17 protein-coding genes and 1 tRNA gene are annotated in these 19,808 nt (G+C 73.2%); 6 read left to right on the forward strand and 12 right to left on the reverse strand.

Going from position 1 to position 19,808, the window contains the following annotated elements:
• Positions 1-9: 9 nt before the first annotated feature.
• The 3 genes from AC060L_RS10970 to AC060L_RS10980 all read right to left on the reverse strand — a co-directional run bounded on the left by AC060L_RS10970 (position 10) and on the right by AC060L_RS10980 (position 4,052).
• Entirely contained in the window at positions 10-1,614 is a 1,605-nt protein-coding gene (locus tag AC060L_RS10970) for a cellulose binding domain-containing protein (protein ID WP_483798441.1), read from the reverse strand.
• Between the two features lie 198 nt (positions 1,615-1,812).
• Positions 1,813-3,276, reverse strand: a complete 1,464-nt coding sequence (locus AC060L_RS10975) for a sensor histidine kinase (protein ID WP_483798503.1) — start codon at positions 3,274-3,276, stop codon at positions 1,813-1,815.
• Positions 3,277-3,347: 71 nt separating this feature from the next.
• A complete protein-coding gene (locus AC060L_RS10980) occupies positions 3,348-4,052 on the reverse strand; it encodes a response regulator transcription factor (RefSeq protein WP_483798442.1) in 705 nt (234 codons plus the stop codon).
• 126 nt (positions 4,053-4,178) lie between these two features.
• On the opposite strand from AC060L_RS10980, the gene AC060L_RS10985 reads away from it, so the two are divergent.
• On the forward strand, positions 4,179-4,802 hold the full coding sequence (locus AC060L_RS10985; RefSeq protein WP_483798443.1) for a hypothetical protein: 624 nt from the start codon (positions 4,179-4,181) through the stop codon (positions 4,800-4,802).
• Between the two features lie 90 nt (positions 4,803-4,892).
• On the opposite strand, the gene hppD is transcribed toward AC060L_RS10985, so the two are convergent.
• Positions 4,893-6,041, reverse strand: a complete 1,149-nt coding sequence (hppD, locus tag AC060L_RS10990) for a 4-hydroxyphenylpyruvate dioxygenase (protein ID WP_483798444.1) — start codon at positions 6,039-6,041, stop codon at positions 4,893-4,895.
• Positions 6,042-6,276: 235 nt separating this feature from the next.
• Between hppD and AC060L_RS10995 the strand changes: the two genes are divergently transcribed.
• Complete coding sequence (locus tag AC060L_RS10995; protein ID WP_483798445.1) at positions 6,277-6,825, forward strand: Lrp/AsnC family transcriptional regulator; 549 nt, start codon at positions 6,277-6,279, stop codon at positions 6,823-6,825.
• 59 nt (positions 6,826-6,884) lie between these two features.
• On the opposite strand, the gene AC060L_RS11000 is transcribed toward AC060L_RS10995, so the two are convergent.
• The 5 genes from AC060L_RS11000 to AC060L_RS11020 all read right to left on the reverse strand — a co-directional run bounded on the left by AC060L_RS11000 (position 6,885) and on the right by AC060L_RS11020 (position 11,459).
• Complete coding sequence (locus AC060L_RS11000) at positions 6,885-7,664, reverse strand: S16 family serine protease (protein WP_483798504.1); 780 nt, start codon at positions 7,662-7,664, stop codon at positions 6,885-6,887.
• A gap of 194 nt (positions 7,665-7,858) precedes the next feature.
• On the reverse strand, positions 7,859-8,509 hold the full coding sequence (locus tag AC060L_RS11005) for an IclR family transcriptional regulator (RefSeq protein WP_483798446.1): 651 nt from the start codon (positions 8,507-8,509) through the stop codon (positions 7,859-7,861).
• Positions 8,510-8,893: 384 nt separating this feature from the next.
• Positions 8,894-10,723, reverse strand: a complete 1,830-nt coding sequence (locus AC060L_RS11010; protein WP_483798505.1) for a DEAD/DEAH box helicase — start codon at positions 10,721-10,723, stop codon at positions 8,894-8,896.
• A gap of 149 nt (positions 10,724-10,872) precedes the next feature.
• Entirely contained in the window at positions 10,873-11,262 is a 390-nt protein-coding gene (locus AC060L_RS11015; RefSeq protein WP_483798447.1) for a type II toxin-antitoxin system death-on-curing family toxin, read from the reverse strand.
• A complete protein-coding gene (locus tag AC060L_RS11020) occupies positions 11,259-11,459 on the reverse strand; it encodes a CopG family transcriptional regulator (RefSeq protein ID WP_483798448.1) in 201 nt (66 codons plus the stop codon). The genes AC060L_RS11015 and AC060L_RS11020 overlap by 4 nt, the downstream gene beginning before the upstream one ends.
• Positions 11,460-11,672: 213 nt before the next feature.
• Here AC060L_RS11020 and AC060L_RS11025 point away from each other — a divergent pair, with 213 nt between their 5' ends.
• On the forward strand, positions 11,673-12,101 hold the full coding sequence (locus AC060L_RS11025; RefSeq protein ID WP_483798449.1) for an SsgA family sporulation/cell division regulator: 429 nt from the start codon (positions 11,673-11,675) through the stop codon (positions 12,099-12,101).
• A 70-nt stretch (positions 12,102-12,171) separates the two neighbouring features.
• Here AC060L_RS11025 and AC060L_RS11030 read toward each other — a convergent pair whose 3' ends face one another.
• On the reverse strand, positions 12,172-12,804 hold the full coding sequence (locus tag AC060L_RS11030) for a class F sortase (protein WP_483798450.1): 633 nt from the start codon (positions 12,802-12,804) through the stop codon (positions 12,172-12,174).
• Between the two features lie 56 nt (positions 12,805-12,860).
• Positions 12,861-15,455: a phosphatidylglycerol lysyltransferase domain-containing protein gene (locus tag AC060L_RS11035; protein ID WP_483798451.1), complete on the reverse strand. Its 2,595-nt coding sequence runs from the start codon at positions 15,453-15,455 to the stop codon at positions 12,861-12,863.
• Positions 15,456-15,750: 295 nt separating this feature from the next.
• Between AC060L_RS11035 and AC060L_RS11040 the strand changes: the two genes are divergently transcribed.
• Positions 15,751-17,040: a polysaccharide deacetylase family protein gene (locus AC060L_RS11040; protein WP_483798452.1), complete on the forward strand. Its 1,290-nt coding sequence runs from the start codon at positions 15,751-15,753 to the stop codon at positions 17,038-17,040.
• Between the two features lie 218 nt (positions 17,041-17,258).
• Positions 17,259-17,945, forward strand: a complete 687-nt coding sequence (locus tag AC060L_RS11045; RefSeq protein ID WP_483798453.1) for a hypothetical protein — start codon at positions 17,259-17,261, stop codon at positions 17,943-17,945.
• Between the two features lie 33 nt (positions 17,946-17,978).
• Here AC060L_RS11045 and AC060L_RS11050 read toward each other — a convergent pair whose 3' ends face one another.
• Positions 17,979-19,442, reverse strand: coding sequence for an MFS transporter (locus AC060L_RS11050; RefSeq protein WP_483798454.1), 1,464 nt, complete (start codon positions 19,440-19,442; stop codon positions 17,979-17,981).
• Positions 19,443-19,712: 270 nt separating this feature from the next.
• Between AC060L_RS11050 and AC060L_RS11055 the strand changes: the two genes are divergently transcribed.
• A tRNA-Cys gene (locus AC060L_RS11055) sits at positions 19,713-19,787 on the forward strand.
• Positions 19,788-19,808 lie beyond the last annotated feature (21 nt).

Below are 19,808 nucleotides of genomic sequence, written 5' to 3' on the forward strand. Positions count from 1 at the left end.
ACGGGTCGGTCAGCCGGTGTAGGCGCCCAGGGCCCTGCTGAAGTCCAGCGGCTGCTGCGCGATGCTGCTGCAGGTGGGGTCGGCGTAGCCCTTCGCGCCGCCGTCGCAGGCCTTGTCCCGCGCGCCGGACCAGATGCCGAGCCAGGCCAGGTGCCTGGACTGCGCGAACGCGGCCAGCTGCTTGGCGTCGGCGACCGTGAAGACCTCGGACGAGACGTCGTTGACGCCGATCATCGGGGTGACCGCGGTCTTCGCCCAGGCCTGCGCGTCGTCCAGGCCGAGCACGCTCTTCAGCTGGGCCTGGGTCGCGGTGGCCGCGTCGATCGCGTACGTGCCCATCTGGCCGTTCGGGTTCGGTGCGACGCCGTCGCCGAAGTCCATCGCCATGATGTTGACGGCGCCGATCCGCACGCCGTTCGCCTTCGCGTCGGTGACCAGGTTGACGCCGTCCTGGGTCAGGCCGGTGGGCAGCGCGGGCAGCGTGTAGGAGACGTCCAGGCTCCGGCCCTTCGCCGCGGCGGTCTGCTGGAGCCGGGCGATCGCCTGGTCGCGGCGGGTGTTCGAGGCGGTGTCGCCGAGCGCACCGCCCTCCACGTCGAAGTCGATCTTGGTGAGGCCGTACGCGTCCACCACCTGCTGGTACGCGGCGGCCAGGTCGGCGGCCGAGGAGCAGACGGTCGCCAGCTCGCTGCCGTTCGCGCCGCCGAACGAGACCCGCACGTCGCCGCCGGCCGCCCGCAGCGCGCCGATCTGCGCGGCCACCGGGTCGGCGGTCAGGTCGCTGACGCCGCCCCACCTCGGGGTGCAGCCAGAGCCGGATCCGCCGGAAACAATGAAGGCGAGGTTGAAGGTGTGCACGCCGGCCGCCTTCGCGGTGGCGACCAGGTCGTACGGCGGGTAGAGCGAGGTGTCCACGTACGGGGCGAAGCCGCCGCCGCCCGACGCGGGGGGCACCGGGGTGGGCGTGTGGGTCGCGGTCGGGGTGGGGGTGGGGGTGCGCGTGGGGGTGGGGGTGGGGGTGGGGGTGGGGGTGGGGGTGGGGGTGGGGGTGGGGGTGGGGGTGGGGGTGGGGGTGGGGGTGGGGGTGGACGTCGGGGCCGAGCTGGGAGTGGCTGTCGGAGCGCTGGTCGGCCGGCCCGAGGGCACCGGCGTGGGCCCGTCGCCCGCCTTGCAGGGGGCGTCGTTGATCAGACAGTCGCCCGGCTCGTCCTGCGCCGCGCCGGAGCCCTCCACCACGAAGCCCACGTCCACGCTCTGCCCTGGCGCCAGGTGCTTGCTCCAGGACTCCGGCTTGACCGTGACGTGCCGGCCGGCGGCCGTGAAGCTGGCGTTCCAGAGCGAGTCGATCTTGGCACCGGCCGGCAGGTCGAACGACAGCGTCCAGTCGTCGATCGCGCTGCCCGCCGCGTTGGCGACCAGGTATTGGCCGGTGTACCCGGTCTCCCAGCTGCTCGTCCGGCTGTACACGGCGCCGAGCGAGGCCGCGTTCGCGGCCGAGGCCAGCGCGACCACGCCGCCGGCGACGACGGCCGCCGCGACGGCGCTCGCCCCGAGGATCACGCCCTTGCGCCCGCGTCGCCGGTGGCCTGCGCGACGGGCGTGCTGCTTCGTCATCGGACTCCTCAAGAGACAAAAGAACAGACGGGTGCCCGCAGCGGAGCGCCGCAGCGGAGCGGGAAGGTGTACCGAGGGTGCGCCGAGGGTTCCCGACCTCCCGGCGCCGCCGACGCTAGCGCCCGTACCGCCCCGAAAAGCGCCTGCTCAGGGAGGGGTAGCCGTCTCTTAGGGGGCCGTTAAGGAACTGCCGTCTCCTCAGGCGGACCGTCGCGCGGGTGCCCGGCGCCCGCGCCCCAGCCGGCGCGGCTGCTGCGCCGTCGCGTCGGGCCCGGCGCCCAGCCGCAGCCGGATCTCCGCACCGCCCAGCACCGCCGAGCGGCCCAGCGCCAGGTCGCCGCCGGTCGCCTCGGCGAGCTTGCGCACGATGTCCAGCCCGAGGCCGGTGGAGCCCTCGCCGCCGTGCCCCTCACCGCGGCGCAGCGCGGCCGACGGGTCCTCGAAGCCCGGACCGCCGTCACCGACCAGCACGATCACCGCGCGCTCGGTGGCCAGCACATCGACCGAGAACGCGGTGCCGACCGCCGTGTGCCGGAAGACGTTGCCGAGCAGCGCGTCCACGGCCGCCGCGAGGTCGGCGCGCGGCACCGGGACCGGCACCGTGGCGGGGCCGTCCGCACCGTGCAGCTGCCAGGGGCGGCCCTCGTCCTCGGCCAGCGCGGACCAGAACGAGACCCGCTCACGGATCACCTCGGCGGCGTCGCAGCCGACCGGGACGGCCGGCGCCGCCTCCGGGGTGCGGCGGGACGAGCGGATGATCTGATCGACCTCACGCTCCAGCTGCGCGACGGCATGCCGGGTGGCGTCGGCGGCGTCCCCGTCGCCGAGCGAGGCGGCGTTCAGCCGCAGCACGGTGAGCGGGGTGCGCAGCCGGTGCGAGAGGTCCGCGGCCAGCTCGCGCTCGGCCGCGAGCAGGTGCACCACCCGGTCCGCCATCGCGTTGAACGCGGCCGCGGCCTCCTGCAGCTCGGCGGGGCTGCCGTCCACCTGCGGGCCGGTGACCGGGACCCGGACGGCGAGGTCGCCCGCGCCGAGCGAGCGGGCGGCCCCGGCCAGCCGGCGGGCCGAGCCGACGATCCGCGAGCCCATCCGGTCCGCGACCAGCACCGCGATCGTGACCAGCCCGAGCGCGACCAGCGAGAGCACCAGCCAGGCGGTGCGCACGCCGCGGGTCAGATCGCCCTCGGCCACGTAGACCTCGACCACGGCGACCCGGGTGGCGTCCACCGCGACCGGCTGGAGCCTGGCGTAGCCGCCGGTCACCGCCACGGTGAGCACCCGGCCCTGGCTGCCCGCGGCGGCGACGTCGGCCTGCGGGGCCCGGGCGACGCCGATGGTCTGACCGGGATCGACCGCCTGCCCGGGGCCGATCATCCGCCCGCCGCCGCTCCCTGCTCCGCCCCCGGCGGCCGCGCCCGGCGGCGGGAGGTGGACGGCGATCCGGTTCTGCGCGCCCGCCTCCGTGCTCGCCACCGCCCGGGCCAGGTCGTCCTGGTCGGTGGTGATTGCCAGCGCGGGGCCGAGCGCGGCGGCCTGCCGGTCGGCGGCGGTGAACGCACGGTCCCGGGCGGTCTTCTGCACCATCAGGCCGAGCGGGATCAGGAAGGCCAGCGCGACCATGGTGGTCCCCGCCACGGCCGCCTTCACCAGCGCCCAGCGCAGCGACTGCCCGGATCGGCGCACCGGCTCCGGCGCGCCCTCCCGGTGCCGCTCGGCCGACCGCTCGGCCGACCTCACGGCCGCTCCGGACCAGCCGCGTCCGGGGCCTCCAGCCGCACCCCGACGCCGCGCACGGTGTGCAGGTAACGCGGGCTGGAGGCGGTCTCGCCGAGCTTGCGGCGCAGCCAGGACAGGTGCACGTCGATGGTCTGGTCGCCGCCGTAGGTCTGCCGCCAGACCTCGGCCAGGATCTCCTTGCGCGGCACCACCACGCCGGGCCGGGCCGCCAGGAAGGCCAGCAGGTCGAACTCACGGCGGGTCAGGTCGAGCGGCCGCCCGTCCAGCACCGCCTCCCGCCGCTGCGCGTCGATGGCCAGCCCGCCGACCCGCAGCACCGGCGGGACCGGGGCCAGGCCGCCGCCGAACCGGCGCAGCACGGCGGCCATCCGAGCGCTCAGGTGCTCACCGGAGAAAGGTTTCACCAGGTAGTCGTCGGCACCGGCGTTGAGCAACCGGATGATCTCGGCCTCGTCGTCCCGGGCGGTGGAGATGATCACCGGGACGTTCGTCAGACCGCGGATCATCTTGAGCGCTTCGCCGCCGTCCAGGTCGGGCAGGCCGAGATCGAGGATCACCAGGTCGCAACCGACCTGCGCGACCTCGCGCAGCGCCTCCAGCGCGGTTCCGACACTGCGGACGGCGTGCCCGGTCTCACCGAGGTGCCGGATCAGGGCCGAGCGAACGAACGGGTCGTCCTCGACCACCAGGACTGTTGCCATGGGCCAGCACGCTACGGCATCCACTATTTTCGCAACGACCTTGCCCAATCCGGCAGGTGCGGGCCACCGGGCCGATGGCGGCCCGGATGTCCGCCACCGGCGCGGATGCGGCAGGATGAGCGGGCGATGCGAAGCGGACTGGTTCAGACGGGTGCCTGGGCGCTGGCCACCGGGGCGGCCGTGACGCTGTCCTGGCTCGGGGTGAACGCCGCGATGTCCGACGCCGCCTTCGAGCCCCCGCGCACGCTCCCGCTGCCGACGCCGGCCGCCACCGCGCTGACTGCGACTCCGGCGCCACTGCCGCCGGCCGCCTCCTCGTCCGGCTCCGCGGCGACCGCCGCACCGAGCGGCACCCAGCCGCCGTCACCGAGCCCCTCGCGCACCGCGACCACGACCACCACCGCGCCGCCCAGCCGCAGCGCCCATCCCGTGGCCGCCTCCTCGCCCGGCAGCGCGCCCGGCAGCGCGCCCGGCTCCGCGGCGACCGCCGCGCCGACCACCGGCGCCCCCGCCGGCGCCTCGCCCAGCCCGTCCGTCCAGAGCTACCTGGTCCCCGGCGGCCGGGTCGCGCTGGACATGCACCCGGACAGCGCCGAGCTGGTCTCGGCCGTCCCGGACCCGGGCTGGCAGATGCAGGTCTGGAACGGCGACCAGTGGCTGCGGATCGACTTCTCGAACAACAACGCGACCAACTCGGTCTTCGTCACCTGGAACGGCCACCCGCCGGACGTCCAGACCGTGGTCCGCTGACCGGGAACGCCTGGAGCCCCGGGTCGGACGGGACCCGGGGCTCCAGCGCGCAGCGGCCTACGGCGGCCGGCAGCCACCGGCCGGCGGCGACTACAGGTTGCCGCGGCGCTCCTGCTCACGCTCGATCGCCTCGAAGAGCGCCTTGAAGTTGCCCTTGCCGAAGCCCATCGAGCCGTGCCGCTCGATCATCTCGAAGAAGACGGTCGGCTTGTCCTGCACCGGCTTGGTGAAGATCTGCAGCAGGTAGCCGTCCTCGTCGCGGTCGGCCAGGATCTTCAGCTCGCGCAGCTCCTCGATCGGCACCCGGGTGTCGCCGACCCACTCGCCGAGCGTGTCGTAGTAGCTGTCCGGGGTGTCCAGGAACTCCACGCCGGCCGCACGCATCTGACGGACCGTGTGCACGATGTCGTTGGTGGCCAGCGCGATGTGCTGGACGCCGGGGCCGCCGTAGAACTCCAGGTACTCGTCGATCTGCGACTTCTTCTTCGCGATCGCCGGCTCGTTGAGCGGGAACTTCACCTTGCGGGTGCCGTCGGCGACGACCTTGGACATCAGCGCGGAGTACTCGGTGGCGATGTCGTCGCCGACGAACTCCTTCATGTTGGTGAAGCCCATCACCCGGTTGTAGAACGCGACCCACTCGTTCATCTTGCCGAGCTCGACGTTGCCGACGCAGTGGTCGATCGCCTGGAAGTTGCGCTTCTGCGGCGCCTCGACGATCGGCTGGCGGGCCACGTAGCCGGGCAGGTACGGGCCGGAGTAGCGCGAGCGGTCGACCAGGGTGTGCCGGGTCTCGCCGTAGGTCGCGATCGCGGCCAGCACCACGGTGCCGTGCTCGTCGGTCAGCTCGTGCGGCTCGGCCAGGCCGGTCGCGCCGTGCTCGACGGCGTAGGCGTAGGCGGCCGGCACGTCCGGCACCTCGATGGCCAGGTCGATCACGCCGTCGCCGTGCTCGGCGACGTGCCGGTCCAGGAACTTGCCGCGCTCGGTCGAGGCCTTGACGACCGAGGTGAGGACGAACCGGGCGCCGCCGGACTCCAGCACGTACGACGCGGTCTCGCGGGAGCCGGTCTCCGGGCCGGAGTACGCCGTGCAGCGCATCCCGAAGGCGGTGGAGTAGTAGTGCGCGGCCTGCTTCGCGTTGCCGACCGCGAACTCGACGGCGTCCATCCCGCGCACCGGGAAGGGGTCTGCCTGACCCGAGTGCGACGGGACGGACTGTGCGGCGGTATCGGTCATGACGGCCTCCCTGTAGGGCGTGGGACCTCGAAGCGCCCCGGGGGTCGTGGGGCGGGACGGACCCCGCGGCTCGGTGTGGGGCCCTCCCCACGGGGTTGTGCTGGGAGCGTGGCCCCGATCACAGCGTTAAGCAACTGTTCCCATCTGCGCTGGTCAAGCTGTGCTGCCAGGCCGGAGAATGCCGGTGACAGCTGTACAGATTGCCCAGTGTTCGTGCCATGAGTAAGGCTCCGCCATGAACAACTCGATCGACGGTCTGGACGGCCGGCTGATCCGGCTGCTGACCGACGAGCCGCGGATCGGCGTGCTGGAGTGCTCGCGCCGGCTCCAGGTGGCCCGCGGCACGGTCCAGGCCCGGCTGGACCGGTTGCAGGCCCGCGGTGTGATCGGCGGCTTCGGGCCGGAGGTCGATCCGGCCGCGCTCGGCTACCCGGTGACGGCGTTCGCCACGCTGGAGATCTCGCAGGGCCAGGGCGCCGACGTGCGGGCCCACCTGGCGGGCGTGCCGGAGGTGCTGGAGCTGCACACGATCACCGGAATGGGCGACATGCTCTGCCGGATCGTGGCCCGCTCCAACGCCGACCTGCAGCGGGTGATCGACCGGGTGGTCGGCTTCGACGGGATCGTCCGGGCGTCCACCGCGATCGCGCTGGAGAACCCGGTGCCGTACCGGGTGCTGCCGCTGGTCGCGCAGGCGGCGACGGAGGACGCCGTGCCGGGCGGCGATGGGGCCGACCGGTCACCGGAGCTCCGCGCGCGGGACCAGCGGGCCGTGACCGGCTGAGGACGCCCGGCAGCCGGCGGGGCTGAGCGGTTGGGGGGCTCAGCGGCAGCTGGGGAGGCTCAGCAGCTGGGGACGGAGCCGCCGCCACCGTTCAGCGCGTTGAGCGCGCCGAGCGAGTCGGTCAGCGTGGTCACCGCGACCAGCCGCAGCCCCGGGGGCGTGTTGACCTTGGCGTCCGAGCACTCGCCGCGCGGCACCAGGAAGATGGTCGCACCGTCCCGGGCCGCCGCCTGGGTCTTCAGCGCGACGCCGCCGACCGCGCCGATGTTGCCCTGGTCGTCGATGGTGCCGGTGCCCGCGATGTTCTGGCCGCCGGTCAGATCGCCGCCCTTGCCGTTGCCGGCCAGCTTGTCGATGATCGCCAGCGTCAGCATCTGGCCGCCGCTCGGGCCGCCGATGTCGCCGAGGTCCACCGACACCTTGACCTGGTCGGACGACAGGTGGAGGTAGTTCAGGGCCGCGACCGTCGCGCTGTCCTGCGCCTGGGTCATCTGCTGGACGGTCTGCTGGGTCGCCTTGCTCGGGTTGCCGCCCGGGTAGACCGAGTCCCGGGGCTGGATCGCCACGTTGGGGTCGAGCCAGCCCTGCACGGCCGTGGCGAGGCTGATCGACTCGTTCGGCAGCGTCGCCGAGATGGTGAGCACCCGCAGCGCGCCGGAGGTCTGCCGCACCGGGGCGCCGGTGATGGTCACCACCTCCTTGCCCTGGTAGCTGTCCAGCGCGTTCACCGTGACGCCGGGCGTCTCCTTGGTGAACGGCAGCGGCACGAAGGCCGCCACCGCGAAGAGCGCGGCGACCAGCGTGCCGCACAGCGCCACGGCCTTGCGCCGCGGAGTCAGCACGGCGGTGCTCCGCGAGACGGCCTCGGACGGCCTCGGGGACGGCTTCGGGGTGGACGGCTTCGGGTCGACTGGCACAGGTGCATCCAAACACACCCGCCACCGGCGCAATAAGCCGACGCGGTGGCCCGACGCGGTGGCCCGAGAGGCCGGCCACCCGGGGCACCCGCCCGCCGCCGCGCGGCCGCGGCGGCTCAGCGCAGCGCGTCCGCCACCTCGGTGGCCGCCTCGACCACCCGCGGGCCGACCCGGTCGGGGACCAGGCCGTTGAGCATCACCACGCCGACGCTGCCCTCGATGCCGCTCAGCCCGATCAGCGCGGCGGCCGCACCGCTCGCGCCGGACTGCTCCTCGGTGCGGGTGATCACGAAGCCCTGCTCCGGCCGGCGCTGGCCGGGGAACTTGCGGGCCTCCAGGATCGCCCGGCCGGCCGCACTCTCGTCCAGCGGATGGCGCAGGCCGGTGCGGTACGCGACGTGGAAGTCGGTCCAGCTCGGCTCGACCACGGCCACCGCGAGCGCCTCGGTGCCGTCCACCAGCGTGAGGTGGGCGGTCGCGCCGAGGTCCTCGGCCAGGCTGCGCAGCGCCGGCAGCGCGGCCTCGCGCAGCAGCGGGTGCACCCGGTGGGCCAGGCGCAGCACGCCCAGGCCGACTCTGGCCCGGCCGCCGATGTCGCGGCGGACCAGCCCGTGCTGTTCCAGGGTGGCGAGCAGGCGGTAGACCACGGTGCGGTTGACGGCCAGCCGCGCGGCCAGCTCGGTCACGGTCAGGCCGCGCTCGGAGTCGGCCAGCAGCTTGAGGACCCGCACTCCGCGGTCGAGGGTCTGGGAGGTCTCGGCGGTCACGACACGCTTTCCTTTCCGCGCGGCGATCGTCCGGCTCCGGCGAGAACGCCGGGAAGCGGACGGAGGGTTTCGCGCGCAGGGGTGGTGGACGCGGGCGAACCGCGCTGCGTCGTCATCGGCACGCACGGTTTTGGGCGCACTTCGAACGGAGGGTCGTGCCTTCGAGAGAGCGTGGGGAGAAAGTAGTTACTGTTTGGCCGCTGCGGAAGTAGTTGTCCAAAATTCGGTCATGATCGATATTTTCGATTCGGACCTAACCGGGCAAGCCACACTATTTCCGAGGCCTCCGAAGGACATCCGTCACCACCGGGTCCGCTACCCGGACAACCGGCCGCGGGCCCGGCAGACCCCGGACCCGCGACCGCACCGCTGCGAAACCCTCCGCTAGCGGGCCCACTCCCTGACCTTCGCGATCCGCGCCTTCAGCTGGTTCGCCGTCGCCTGCGCGGTGAGCGGGCCGCCGCACTGGCGGCGCAGCTCGTTGTGGATCGTGCCGTGCGGCTGGTTCGTGCGGTGGTGCCAGGAGGCGACCAGCCCGTTGAGCTCCTTGCGCAGGTCGCGCAGTTCCTGGTGGGTCACGACCGGGCGCTGCTCGGCCGGCAGCTCGAGCAGGTCGGCCTCCTCCGCGGGCTTGGCCTTGGAGCGCTGGATCTGCTTGGTCTGCCGCTTCTGCAGCAGCATGTGCACCTGGTCCGGCTCCAGCAGGCCCGGGATGCCGAGGTACTCCTCCTCCTCCTCGGAGCCCGGATGCGCCTGCATGCCGAATTCCATGGAGTTGTAGAGCACCCGGTCGAAGACCGCGTCCGAGCCGATCGCCTCGTAGGAGAACTCGTCGCCGCCCGCGCCGTCCGGGCCGTCGTCGGCCCGCTCGGCCTCGGCGAGCAGCCGGTCCTCCTCGTCGAAGAGGCCCTCGCCCTCCTTCTTCGGCCGGTCCAGCACGTGGTCGCGCTGCAGCTCCATCTCGTTCGCGAAACCGAGCAGCATCGGGACGGACGGCAGGAAGACCGAGGCCGTCTCGCCGCGCTTGCGGGCGCGCACGAAGCGGCCGACGGCCTGCGCGAAGAAGAGCGGCGTCGAGATCGAGGTGGCATACACACCGACCGCCAGCCGCGGCACGTCGACGCCCTCGGAGACCATCCGGACCGCGACCATCCAGCGGTCGTCGTTGGCCGAGAAGTCGGAGATCCGCTTGGACGCCTCGGTCTCGTCGGAGAGCACCAGGGTCGCCTTCTGCCCGGTGATCTCGCGGATCATCTTCGCGTACGCCCGGGCCACGTTCTGGTCGGTCGCGATCACCAGACCGCCGGCGTCCGGGATCGCCTTGCGCACCTCGGTCAGCCGCTTGTCGGCGGCCCGCAACACGTTCGGGATCCACTCGCCCTGCGGGGCCAGCGCGGTGCGCCAGGCCTGCGCGATCAGGTCCTTGGTCATCGGCTCACCGAGCCGGGCCTCCAGCTCGTCGCCGGACTTCGTGCGCCAGCGCATGTTGCCGCTGTACGAGAGGAAGATCACCGGACGCACGACGTGGTCGGCGAGCGCGTGCCCGTAGCCGTAGGTGTAGTCGGCGACGGACTTGCGCAGCCCGTCGGTGTCCTGCGCGTACTGGACGAACGGGATCGGGTTGGTGTCCGAGCGGAACGGCGTCCCGGTCAGCGCGAGCCGCCTGGTGGCCGGCTCGAACGCCTCGAAGCAGGCCTCGCCCCAGGACTTCGAGTCACCGGCGTGGTGGATCTCGTCCATGATCACCAGCGTCTTGCGGGCCTCCGTGCGGTTGCGGTGCAGCATCGGGTTGACGCCCACGCCCGCGTAGGTGACCACGATGCCGTGGTAGTCCTTCGACAGCGGCCCGGAGGAGTACGCCGGGTCCAGCCGGACGCCTATCCGTGCGGCGGCCTCGGCCCACTGCTTCTTCAGGTGCTCGGTCGGTGCGACGACGGTGATCTGCTGCACCAGGTGGTTGTGCAGCAGGTACGACGCGAGGGTCAGCGCGAAGGTGGTCTTGCCTGCACCCGGGGTCGCGACTGCGAGGAAGTCCCTGGGCTGCTTCTCGATGTACCTGTCCAGCGCACCCTGCTGCCAGGCCCGGAGCTTCCCGGCGGTCCCCCAGGGGGCCCGGCCGGGGAAGGCCGGTGACAGGTGGTGCTGGCCGGCGACGGCACCGGGCGGGCGGCCCGACACATGCGGTTCGACAGCGTCGGAGAACAACGGCGACATGGCGGAAGAGGCGGGTGTACTCACGGTCTCCGAGGGGGATCGTCGCAGGTCAGGGCGGTAACAGCGGCCCAGCCGGCGAGAGGGCGGCGATCGGACAACCCGCCTAGCCTACCGGGTTCGACCGAACGACCACCCCCGACACGAACGCGTCAGGACCGGCCCGCCCGGAGTGCCCGCAGGCCCTGCGAGATCGTCTTGACCTCCTCCAGCTGACCGGTGGCGACGGCGATCACCAGCTCCTCGGCGGCATCGATGTCCGGCACCAGCTCGATGCCGTTGATGGCCAGGAAGGTCACGCAGGAGAGCCAGGCGGTGCGCTTGTTCCCGTCGAAGAGCGGATGGTTGATCAACAGCGATTGCAGGAGCGCGGCTGCCTTGTCGAACAGGTCCGGATAGGCCTCCTGGCCGAACATCTCCGCCGATGGACGGTGAGCGGCCGACTCCAGCAGGCCGATGTCCCGGACGATGATCTGCATGTCGTCACAGGCCGCCTCGGCCACCGCGAGGATGTCCTCGGAGGTGAGGTACAGATAGCTCACTTCAGCCGCTCCATCAGCTCCCGCCACTTCGCCGCCTGCTTGAGCGCGGTCTCCCGGACGAGGGCCTGCTGGGCCGTCCTGGCCAGGTAGTCGTCCACCGCCTTGACCACTATGGCGTTCATGCTGATCCCCTCCTGCTCAGCGCGCTGTTTCAGGGCCTCTGCCTGGTCGTCCCGGAGACGAAGGTTCATTGCCATACTCCGAGGCTACCCGCATGGGGCCAATCTGGTACCAGCTTGAACCGCGCATTTCACCAGCGCCAGCGATTTCACCGCAGTTCACCCGTTCGAGCGCCGCCGCCCGCGTGATCCTGACCCCGTGATCCAGATCACCCGTCTGCCTCGGTAATCGCCCGCCCGGTTCCCGCTCTCTCCTCGTGCAAGCCCGTCCCCGACCCCGAGGAGCCCGCCATGCCGAACGCCGTCGAGCTGGCCGTGTCCGCCCACCTGATCCTCTCCGCGCAGAGCTCCAGCGGCCTGCGGGTGAAGCTGCGCTACCGGGCGGCCGACCCGCTGGCGGTGCGGATGGTCTTCCCGGCCGAGTACTCGCTGGACGAGTGGCTGGAGCCGACCGGCGCCGCGGACGTGGTCTGGGTCTTCGCCCGGCAGCTGCTGGCGGCGGGGCTGGAGCTGCCCTCGGGGCTCGGCGACGTGCACGTGCGGCCCTCGCACGGGCGGCACACCATGGTGGAGCTGCGCGCGCCGGAGGGCGTGGCGCTGCTCCGGTTCGAGACCGACGACCTGCGGCGGTTCCTGTGGCGCAGCTACCGGGTGGTGGCCGAGGGCGAGGAGCACCGCCACCTGGACGCCGACCGCGCGCTCGCCGCCCTGCTCGGCTAGGGCCCGTCCATGCAGCCAGGACGGACCGCCGCAGGCCGTCACGCCGTCACGCCGTCACGCCGTCACGCCGTCACGCCGCGCTCCGGTGCCCGGTCAGGTGCGCGTAGACCACGACGTTGCCGCGGTAGCCCTGGCCCTTGGTGAAGCCGCCGCCGCAGGTGATCAGCCGCAGCTCCGGGTCGAGGGTGCGGCCGTAGACCCGGCGGTCCGGGAAGCCGGCCCGCTCGTAGACCTCGACGCCGTCCACCATGAACCACGCGGTCGTGCCGTCCTGCCGGACCACGTCCACCCGGTCGCCGCGGCGCAGCGCGCCCAGGCCGTAGAAGACGGCCGGGCCGACGGCGGTGTCCACGTGACCGGCCAGCAGCGCGGTGCCGCGCTGGCCCGGCGTCACGCCGCCGCGGTACCAGCCGGCCAGGTTGCGCTCGGTCTGCGGCGGCGTGGCCAGATGCCCCTCGCCGTCCAGGCCGACCGGGACCACCGGGGCGTCCACCCCGATCCGCGGGATCCGCACCCGGACCGGCCCGGAGGCGGCCATCGGGGTGCCGGTCACGCCGGGGCGCGGGGCGTCGCTGAGCGCCTCGGCGGCGGTGGGGACGGGCGGCCGGGCGCCGTGCTCGCCGTCCTGCACCAGCCAGGCGCCGACCACCACCGTCGCGCCCAGCGCGACCGCCCCAGGCCAGGGGCTCCTCCGCCCGCCCACCCCGTGCTCCCGTCGTCCGTACTGCGTCCGCGGTGCGTCGCGGTGTGCCGCCTGCGTCACCGCACGCGTCCAGCCAATCCGGCGGCCGGGACCGGCGCATCGGCTGCGCCGCCGGACGGGTGAGCCGGGCGGCGCAGCGACCGCACACTGGGCAGCCGGGGGCGGACCAGGAATCCCTCGGCCAGCCCGTTCGCGAGCGCGATCGCGGGCAGCTCGGAGGACTTCTCGTAGAGCACGAAGCGCGGCTCCCAGTCCGGCTGGTACTTCGCGTTGGCCCGGTACAGCGACTCCAGCTGCCACCAGCGGGAGAGGAACCTCAGCACCGCGCGGTTGAGCCGCAGCACCGGCCCCGCGCCGAGCTTGCCGCCGTGCTCGAAGACGTAGCGGAACATCGCGAAGTTCAGCGAGACCCGGGTCAGCGGCAGCTCCCCGGCATTGCCGCGCAGCAGCAGCTCGGTGACCAGGAACTCGACCAGACCGTTCTCCGACTCCCGGTCACGGCGCATCAGGTCCAGTGAGAGCCCGTGCGCGCCCCACGGGACGAAGCTGAGCAGCGCGCAGGTGCGGTCGTTCTCGTCCCGGCACTCGGCCATCACGCAGTCGCCGTCCGCCGGGTCGCCGAGCCGGCCGAGCGCCATCGAGAAGCCGCGCTCGGTCCGGCCGTGCCGCCAGGCGTCGGCCAGGTGGACCAGCTCGGTCAGCTCGGCCTCCGGGATGTCGCGGTGGCGGCGGATCACCGCCCGGTAGCCCGCCTTGCGGACCCGGCCGTGCGCCTGCCGCAGCGTGCGCATCGAGCGGCCCTCCAGGCTGAAGCCCTCGACCTCGACGATCGCCTCGTCGCCGAACTCCAGCGCCTTCAGCCCGGTACGGCCGTACGCCACGCCGGCCAGCTCGCCGGCGCCGGTGACGGCCGGCACCCAGCCGTTCGCCCGCGCCGTCCCCCGCCAGACCTCGATCGCCTGCGGCCAGGCCTCCGGGTCGCCGATCGGGTCGCCCGAGGCGAGCGCGACGCCGCCCACCACCCGGTAGAGCACCGCCGCCTTGCCGGACGGCGACCAGGCCACCGACTTGTCCCGGCGCAGCGCGAAGTAGCCGAGCGAGTCGCGGCCGCCGTGCCGGTCCAGCAGCTCGCGCAGCCGCTGCTCGTCGGTCGGCTCCAGGTGCACCCGGCCGCGCGGGGAGCGGAAGAAGACCCGCAGCACCAGCAGGAAGAGCGCCGCGCCGAGCACGTTGATGATCAGGTCCGCCCAGCCGGTGACCGCCACCTGCGGCACCAGCTCGCCGAAGCCGGAGACGGTGAAGAGCCGGATCGCGGCGTAGTAGAAGCAGGCGTCCCAGTCGGCCTGCGGGGCGGTGTCGCTGGCGTGGATCAGCACCGCGCCGAGCGAGGTGACCAGCGCGCCGCCGAGCACCAGCGTCCAGAGGCCGAGCGCCGTGTTGCCGTGGGCGCCGCGGGCGTGGAAGGCATCGCGGCTCGCCAGCAGCGCGCCCAGCACCAGCAGCGTGATCGCGGCCGAGACCCAGTTGAACGGGTGCGCACGGTCCTGCGGCAGCACCGCGAGCGCGACCAGGAAGAGCGCCGTGTAGAGCGCGACCACGGTGGTGGCGACGATCCAGGCGGCCCGCTTGCGCCGGCGCAGCATCACCGCGAGCAGGCCGGCGAAGAGCGCGGCGGTGAAGCCGGCGGTCATCAGCACCGGGGTGAAGAAGTCACCGCTGTTGACCCGGTGGACCCGCTCGCGGAACGGCGCGATCACCCCGGCCAGCAGGTTGACCGCGGTGGCCACCCGCAGGTAGACGGTCGCGGCGGTGGCGCAGCGCCGCCGCCACGGCGAGACCGGGGGCGGCGGCTCGACGGCGACGGCCGGCGGCGACGGCGCGGTGGCCGCTGGCTCCGGCTGGCTGCCCGTCAGGTCGGGTGCGCCGGCCAGCAGGTTGTAGACCGCGGTCTTGAAGGCCAGCACCCGCCGGTGCACCCGCTGCTCGCGGCGCTCGGCGCGGGCCATCCGCTTGGGCCTGCTGCGGTAGCGCCAGCGGGCCCACGGGCTGCCCGGCCGGGCCAGCCGGATCGCGCCGACCAGCGCGAGCGCGGGGACCATCACGCCGAGCAGACCGGTCCAGAGCTTGCCCTTGAGCAGGCTTATCACCACGAGCAGCAGCAGGATCCCGGCGCCGGCCAGCTGGCCGGCCGAGGGCCGGCCGATCAGCGCGCCGCCGAGCGGCAGCTGGCCGATCAGCAGCAGCGCGATCAGCGCGATCGCCAGGATCACCGCGTCCACCGACTTGCGGCCCTGCTCCTTCCAGTAGACGTCCTCCAGGTGCAGCACCAGCGCGAACTCGTCCAGCACCAGCCCGCAGCCGGCCCCGAAGGCGAAGGCCAGCGCATCGCGCAGGTCACCGTTCGTCCCGTGGACGCTGAACCCACCGACGCCCGCCACCAGCATCAGCGCCTGCCCGAAGACCACGTGGTGGATGTGCAGGCCGCCCGGCGTGACGTTGCCGGGCCACCAGGGCGTGCCGCGGCGGATCATCCGGACGCTGAACCGGATGAACAGGAACGCGCTGATCAGGCCGAGCAGCAGCAGGAAGAGCGGCAGCCGGCCCGGGTCGACGATCCGTTCGCGATAGGCGTTCAGCAGCGACTGCCACATAGGTCCCCCGACTCCTCCCGCCGCGCTGGGCGCCGCAACCGACATCAAGCTGATGATCCATCAGTCTTATCCGCGACTCGACACGCCGACACGCTCCGCCGGAAGAGCGGTCGCCTCCCGCCCTCCGCACACCCCGCCGTTTCGCGTGCGATGCTGTGGACAAAGCGGCCATAACGGACAATCAGCGGACTAATCACCACATTCCGCTCGTCAGCTCGGCGTTGGACGGCCCCGCCCGCCCGTCTCCCACCGCCCGCACCCCACCGCCCGCGCCGCCTCACGAACTGGAGTGACCATGGACGCTCTCTCCCGCCGGACGCTGCTGGCCGCCGGCGCAGCCACCGCCGCGACGGCCGCCACGGGCTGCGGCAAGCAGGGCATCATGCCCAGGGACAGCGCACTCGCCGCCGTCCCGCAGATCAGCGACCCGGCCTCGCCGGGCTCCGCCGCCGCATCCGCCTCGGCCTCCGCCTCGGCCCCGAGCACGCCGGCCAAGCCGCCCGCCACCGTGATCGGCGACGGCTCGACCTCCGACACCGGCCCGCAGCCCAACCAGCCGCAGGCCGTCCCGCTCGAACTCGGCGAGCGGCCCCCGCAGTTCGTCGTCTTCTCGTGGGACGGCGCCGGCGAGCTGGACAACCGGCTGTTCTCCCGGTTCCGCCAGCTGGCGCAGGACCACAACGCGACCATGACCTTCTTCCTGAGCGGGATCTACACCCTGCCCGAGTCGAAGAAGGACCTCTACCACCCGCCGCAGCACCACGTCGGCGCCTCCGACATCGGCTACCTGAGCGACCAGCACATCCACGACACGCTGACCCAGATCGGCGCCGCCTGGCTGGACGGCCACGAGATCGGCACCCACTTCAACGGCCACTTCTGCGGCGCCACCGGCGGCGGCAGGTGGTCGCCGGACGAGTGGGACAGCGAGATCCAGCAGGCGATGGACTTCGTCATGAACTGGCGGACCAACACCGGCTTCACCGACCTGCCGCCGCTGCCCTTCGACTACCGCAAGGAGCTGATCGGCGGGCGCACCCCGTGTCTGGAGGGCCAGCGCGGACTGCTGCCGACGGCCGCGGCGCGCGGCTGGAAGTACGACAGCAGCGGGCCCGGCGGGCTCCAGGTCTGGCCGCAGAAGATCCAGGGCGGCGCGCTCTGGGACATGCCGCTGCAGTCCGTCCCGTTCCCCGGGCACACCTTCCAGGTGCTCTCGATGGACTACAACATCATGTACAACCAGTCCGGCGACAACACCAAGGGGGACCGGAACCGGTACGCCGCCTGGCAGACCCAGGCCCGGGACTCCTACCTGGCCGGCTTCGAGCGCACCTACAACACCAACCGGGCGCCGATGTACATCGGCAACCACTTCGAGGAGTGGAACGGCGGCATCTACATGAACGCCGTCGAGGAGGTGCTGAAGACGATCGCGGACCGGCCCGAGGTGCGGCTGGTCTCGTTCCGGCAGCTGGTCCAGTGGCTGGAGGCGCAGGACCCGGCGGTGCTGCGCAAGCTGCAGTCGCTGAACGTCGGCGAGGCGCCGGCCGGCGGCTGGTCCAGCTTCCTCGGGCCGGGCCACTAGCGCGTGTCCTACGGATCTTGCCGGAGCGCCGCACTAACCCGATTGGCGCCACCTCCGGTGACGGGGCATCACCCCAGGTAGCCGGTGGTTTGGAGGCACCTTCCGACGCCTGGTGCGCATGCGGACCGACCGGTGGGCCGGTCCCCTGGATCCCAGGACACGGTTTCGCCTACTCCTCCACGGGGACGCCCCCGTGGCCGGGTCCTGGGAGAACCAGCATGCGCGCTCGTCACTTCCTCGCCGGCACCCTCCTGGCCGGGGCCGCGAGCCTCGGCCTGGCCGGGCCCGCCGTCGCCGCCGGCCCGGTCGTCGTCGAACCCGACCCGATCAGCCCGGGCGGCCAGTTCGCGGTCTTCGACGGCGGCGGTTGCAGCAGCCCCGACGGCACCGCCACGTTCCACGGCCAGGGCTCCGGTGGCGAGGAGATCCCGGCGGTCAAGCTGGCCTCACTGCGCAGCCTGGTCGGCGGCGTCGGCACCGTCCCGAAGGGCGCGCGGCCCGGGACGTACCAGGTCACCATCAAGTGCGCCAAGGGCAACGAGGCGCCGCTGACCGGCAGCCTGACCGTCCAGGGCGACGACCCGGGGCGCGGCGAGGGCCAGCAGCACGGCCAGGGACAGCCCGGCCAGGGCCAGTCCGGCCAGGGGCAGCACGGCGAGCCGGGCCAGGGCCAAGGTCAGGGCCTGGGCCAGGGTCAGAGCCAGCACGGTGAGTACGGCGAGCACGGTGAGCCCGGCTCGGTGCCGGGTGAGCCCGGCGTCGAGCCGCACGGTGTCACGCACGCCGGGCTCGGCGGCTCCACCGGCCCCAACCTGCCGGAGACGCTGGCCGGTGTCACGCTGCTGGCCACCGCCGGCGCGGCCACCTACGTCCAGCTGCGCCGCCGCCGCACCGGCCGGCTCTGAGCCGGCCGACCGGCTCCGGACACCCGTCGGACGTCAGCTCGCCGCGCGGGGCCGGACCCGGGCGGCGAGCAGCCCGCCGAGCAGCGAGATCGCGGCCATCACCGCGAAGATCACCGCGAACGCGCCGCGGGCCCCGCTGCCGCTGCCCGCGGCCGTCGCGGCCGAGACCGCGCCGCCGCCGAGCGCGGCGAAGAGCACCCCGGCCAGCCCGACCAGCAGCACGTTGCCGAGCGCGTCGGACATCTGGAGCGAGGCCGAGTTGACGCCCGCCGCCTCGGGCGGGGAGAGCTTGAGCATCAGCACGCTGATGCTCGCGATCGACAGACCCATGCCGATCCCGCCGAACGCCCAGGCGAAGGCGGCGGTCCAGGTCGGCGCACCCGGCAACAGCACCAGGGCGCTGCCGGCTATCGCGAGCGCGGTGAGCAGGAAGCCGGCCCGGATCAGCCCCTCCCGGTACCGCTCGGCGCCCGGACGGCCCTGCAGCCAGGAGCCGAGCGCCCAGGAGAGCCCGCCGCTGGTCAGCGTCAGCCCGGCCAGCGTCGGCGACAGGTGCCGCTGGGTCACCATCATCAGCGGTATGAACGCCTCCGCCGCGAAGAACGACCCCGCGGCCACCCCGCGCAGCAGGATCAGCGTCGGCAGCCCGCGCGCCGCCCGCAGCGTGCCGGCCGGCAGCAGCCGCACCACCGCGGGCACCAGCAGCCCGGCCCCGGCCAGCGCCGGCAGCAGCCCGAGCAGGTCGAGCCTCTCCCCCGCGTACTGCAGCAGCCCGGCCCCGAGCGCCGCCGTCGCGGCCAGCCCGATCCGCCGCCGGTCCAGCGCCCCGCCGTCCGTCGGCGGCTGCTCGCGCTCGGCGCGCCGCAGCGCCGGACCCATCACGGCGAGCGGCAGCACCACCAGCACCGGTACCGCCAGGAACACCCAGCGCCACCCCAGGTGCTGGGTCACCGCGCCGGACACCACCGGACCGAGGATCGACGGCAGCACCCAGGCCGCCGAGAACGCCGCGAACACCGCCGGTCGCAACCGCTCCGGATACGCCCGCCCGACCACGACGTACAGCGCGACGATCACCAGCCCGCCACCGAGCCCCTGGATCGCCCGCCCGCCGACGAACGCCCACATCGTCGCCGCCGTACCGGCCACCACCAGCCCCACCGCGAACACGCCGATCCCGGCGAACAGCGGCAGCACCGGCCCGCGCCGGTCGCACCACTCCCCCGACAGCACCATCGCGAAGAGCGTGCTGGTGAAGTACCCGGAGAACGCGAACGCGTACAGCCCCAGCCCGTGCAGCTGACGGGCCGCCACCGGCATCGCCGTGTTCACCGCCGTCGCCTCGAAGGCGAGCAGCAGCACCACCGACACGATCCCGAGCGTCAGCGCCCGGTACCGAGCCCCCATCACCGAGCCGCCCGGGTCGGCCGGGTCGGACACCGACGGGGACGTGCCGGGGTCGGCCGAGGTGGTGGAGGCAGTCGTCATGGCTGCCATGGTAAGTGCCTAGAGCTCGGTTTGCTCCTGACCGATGGTCCCGGGCGGATCGGCCGATGGTCCTAGGACTTTTCATACGCCGGTCACAATCGGCTATTGACGATTCGTCGGCCGACCGGTCAAACTGAATTCAGAAAGCGACACCCGAACGCCGGGAATCGCCGAGGACCACCGGAGAGGAGCCCCGCGAATGACCGCCACGACGCACCGCGCAGCTCCCTCCTGTTGTCGCACCTCCCGCTCCTGAAGGGCCACCAGCGCCCTTCCCACGGCCGTGTGCCCGAGTGGTTGAGGGAACCGCCTGCAAAGCGGTGCACGCGGGTTCGATTCCCGCCATGGCCTCCAGATTCGACCGAACCGGTCGGC

The sequence above is a fragment of the Kitasatospora sp. NEAU-69 genome (assembly GCF_057158765.1).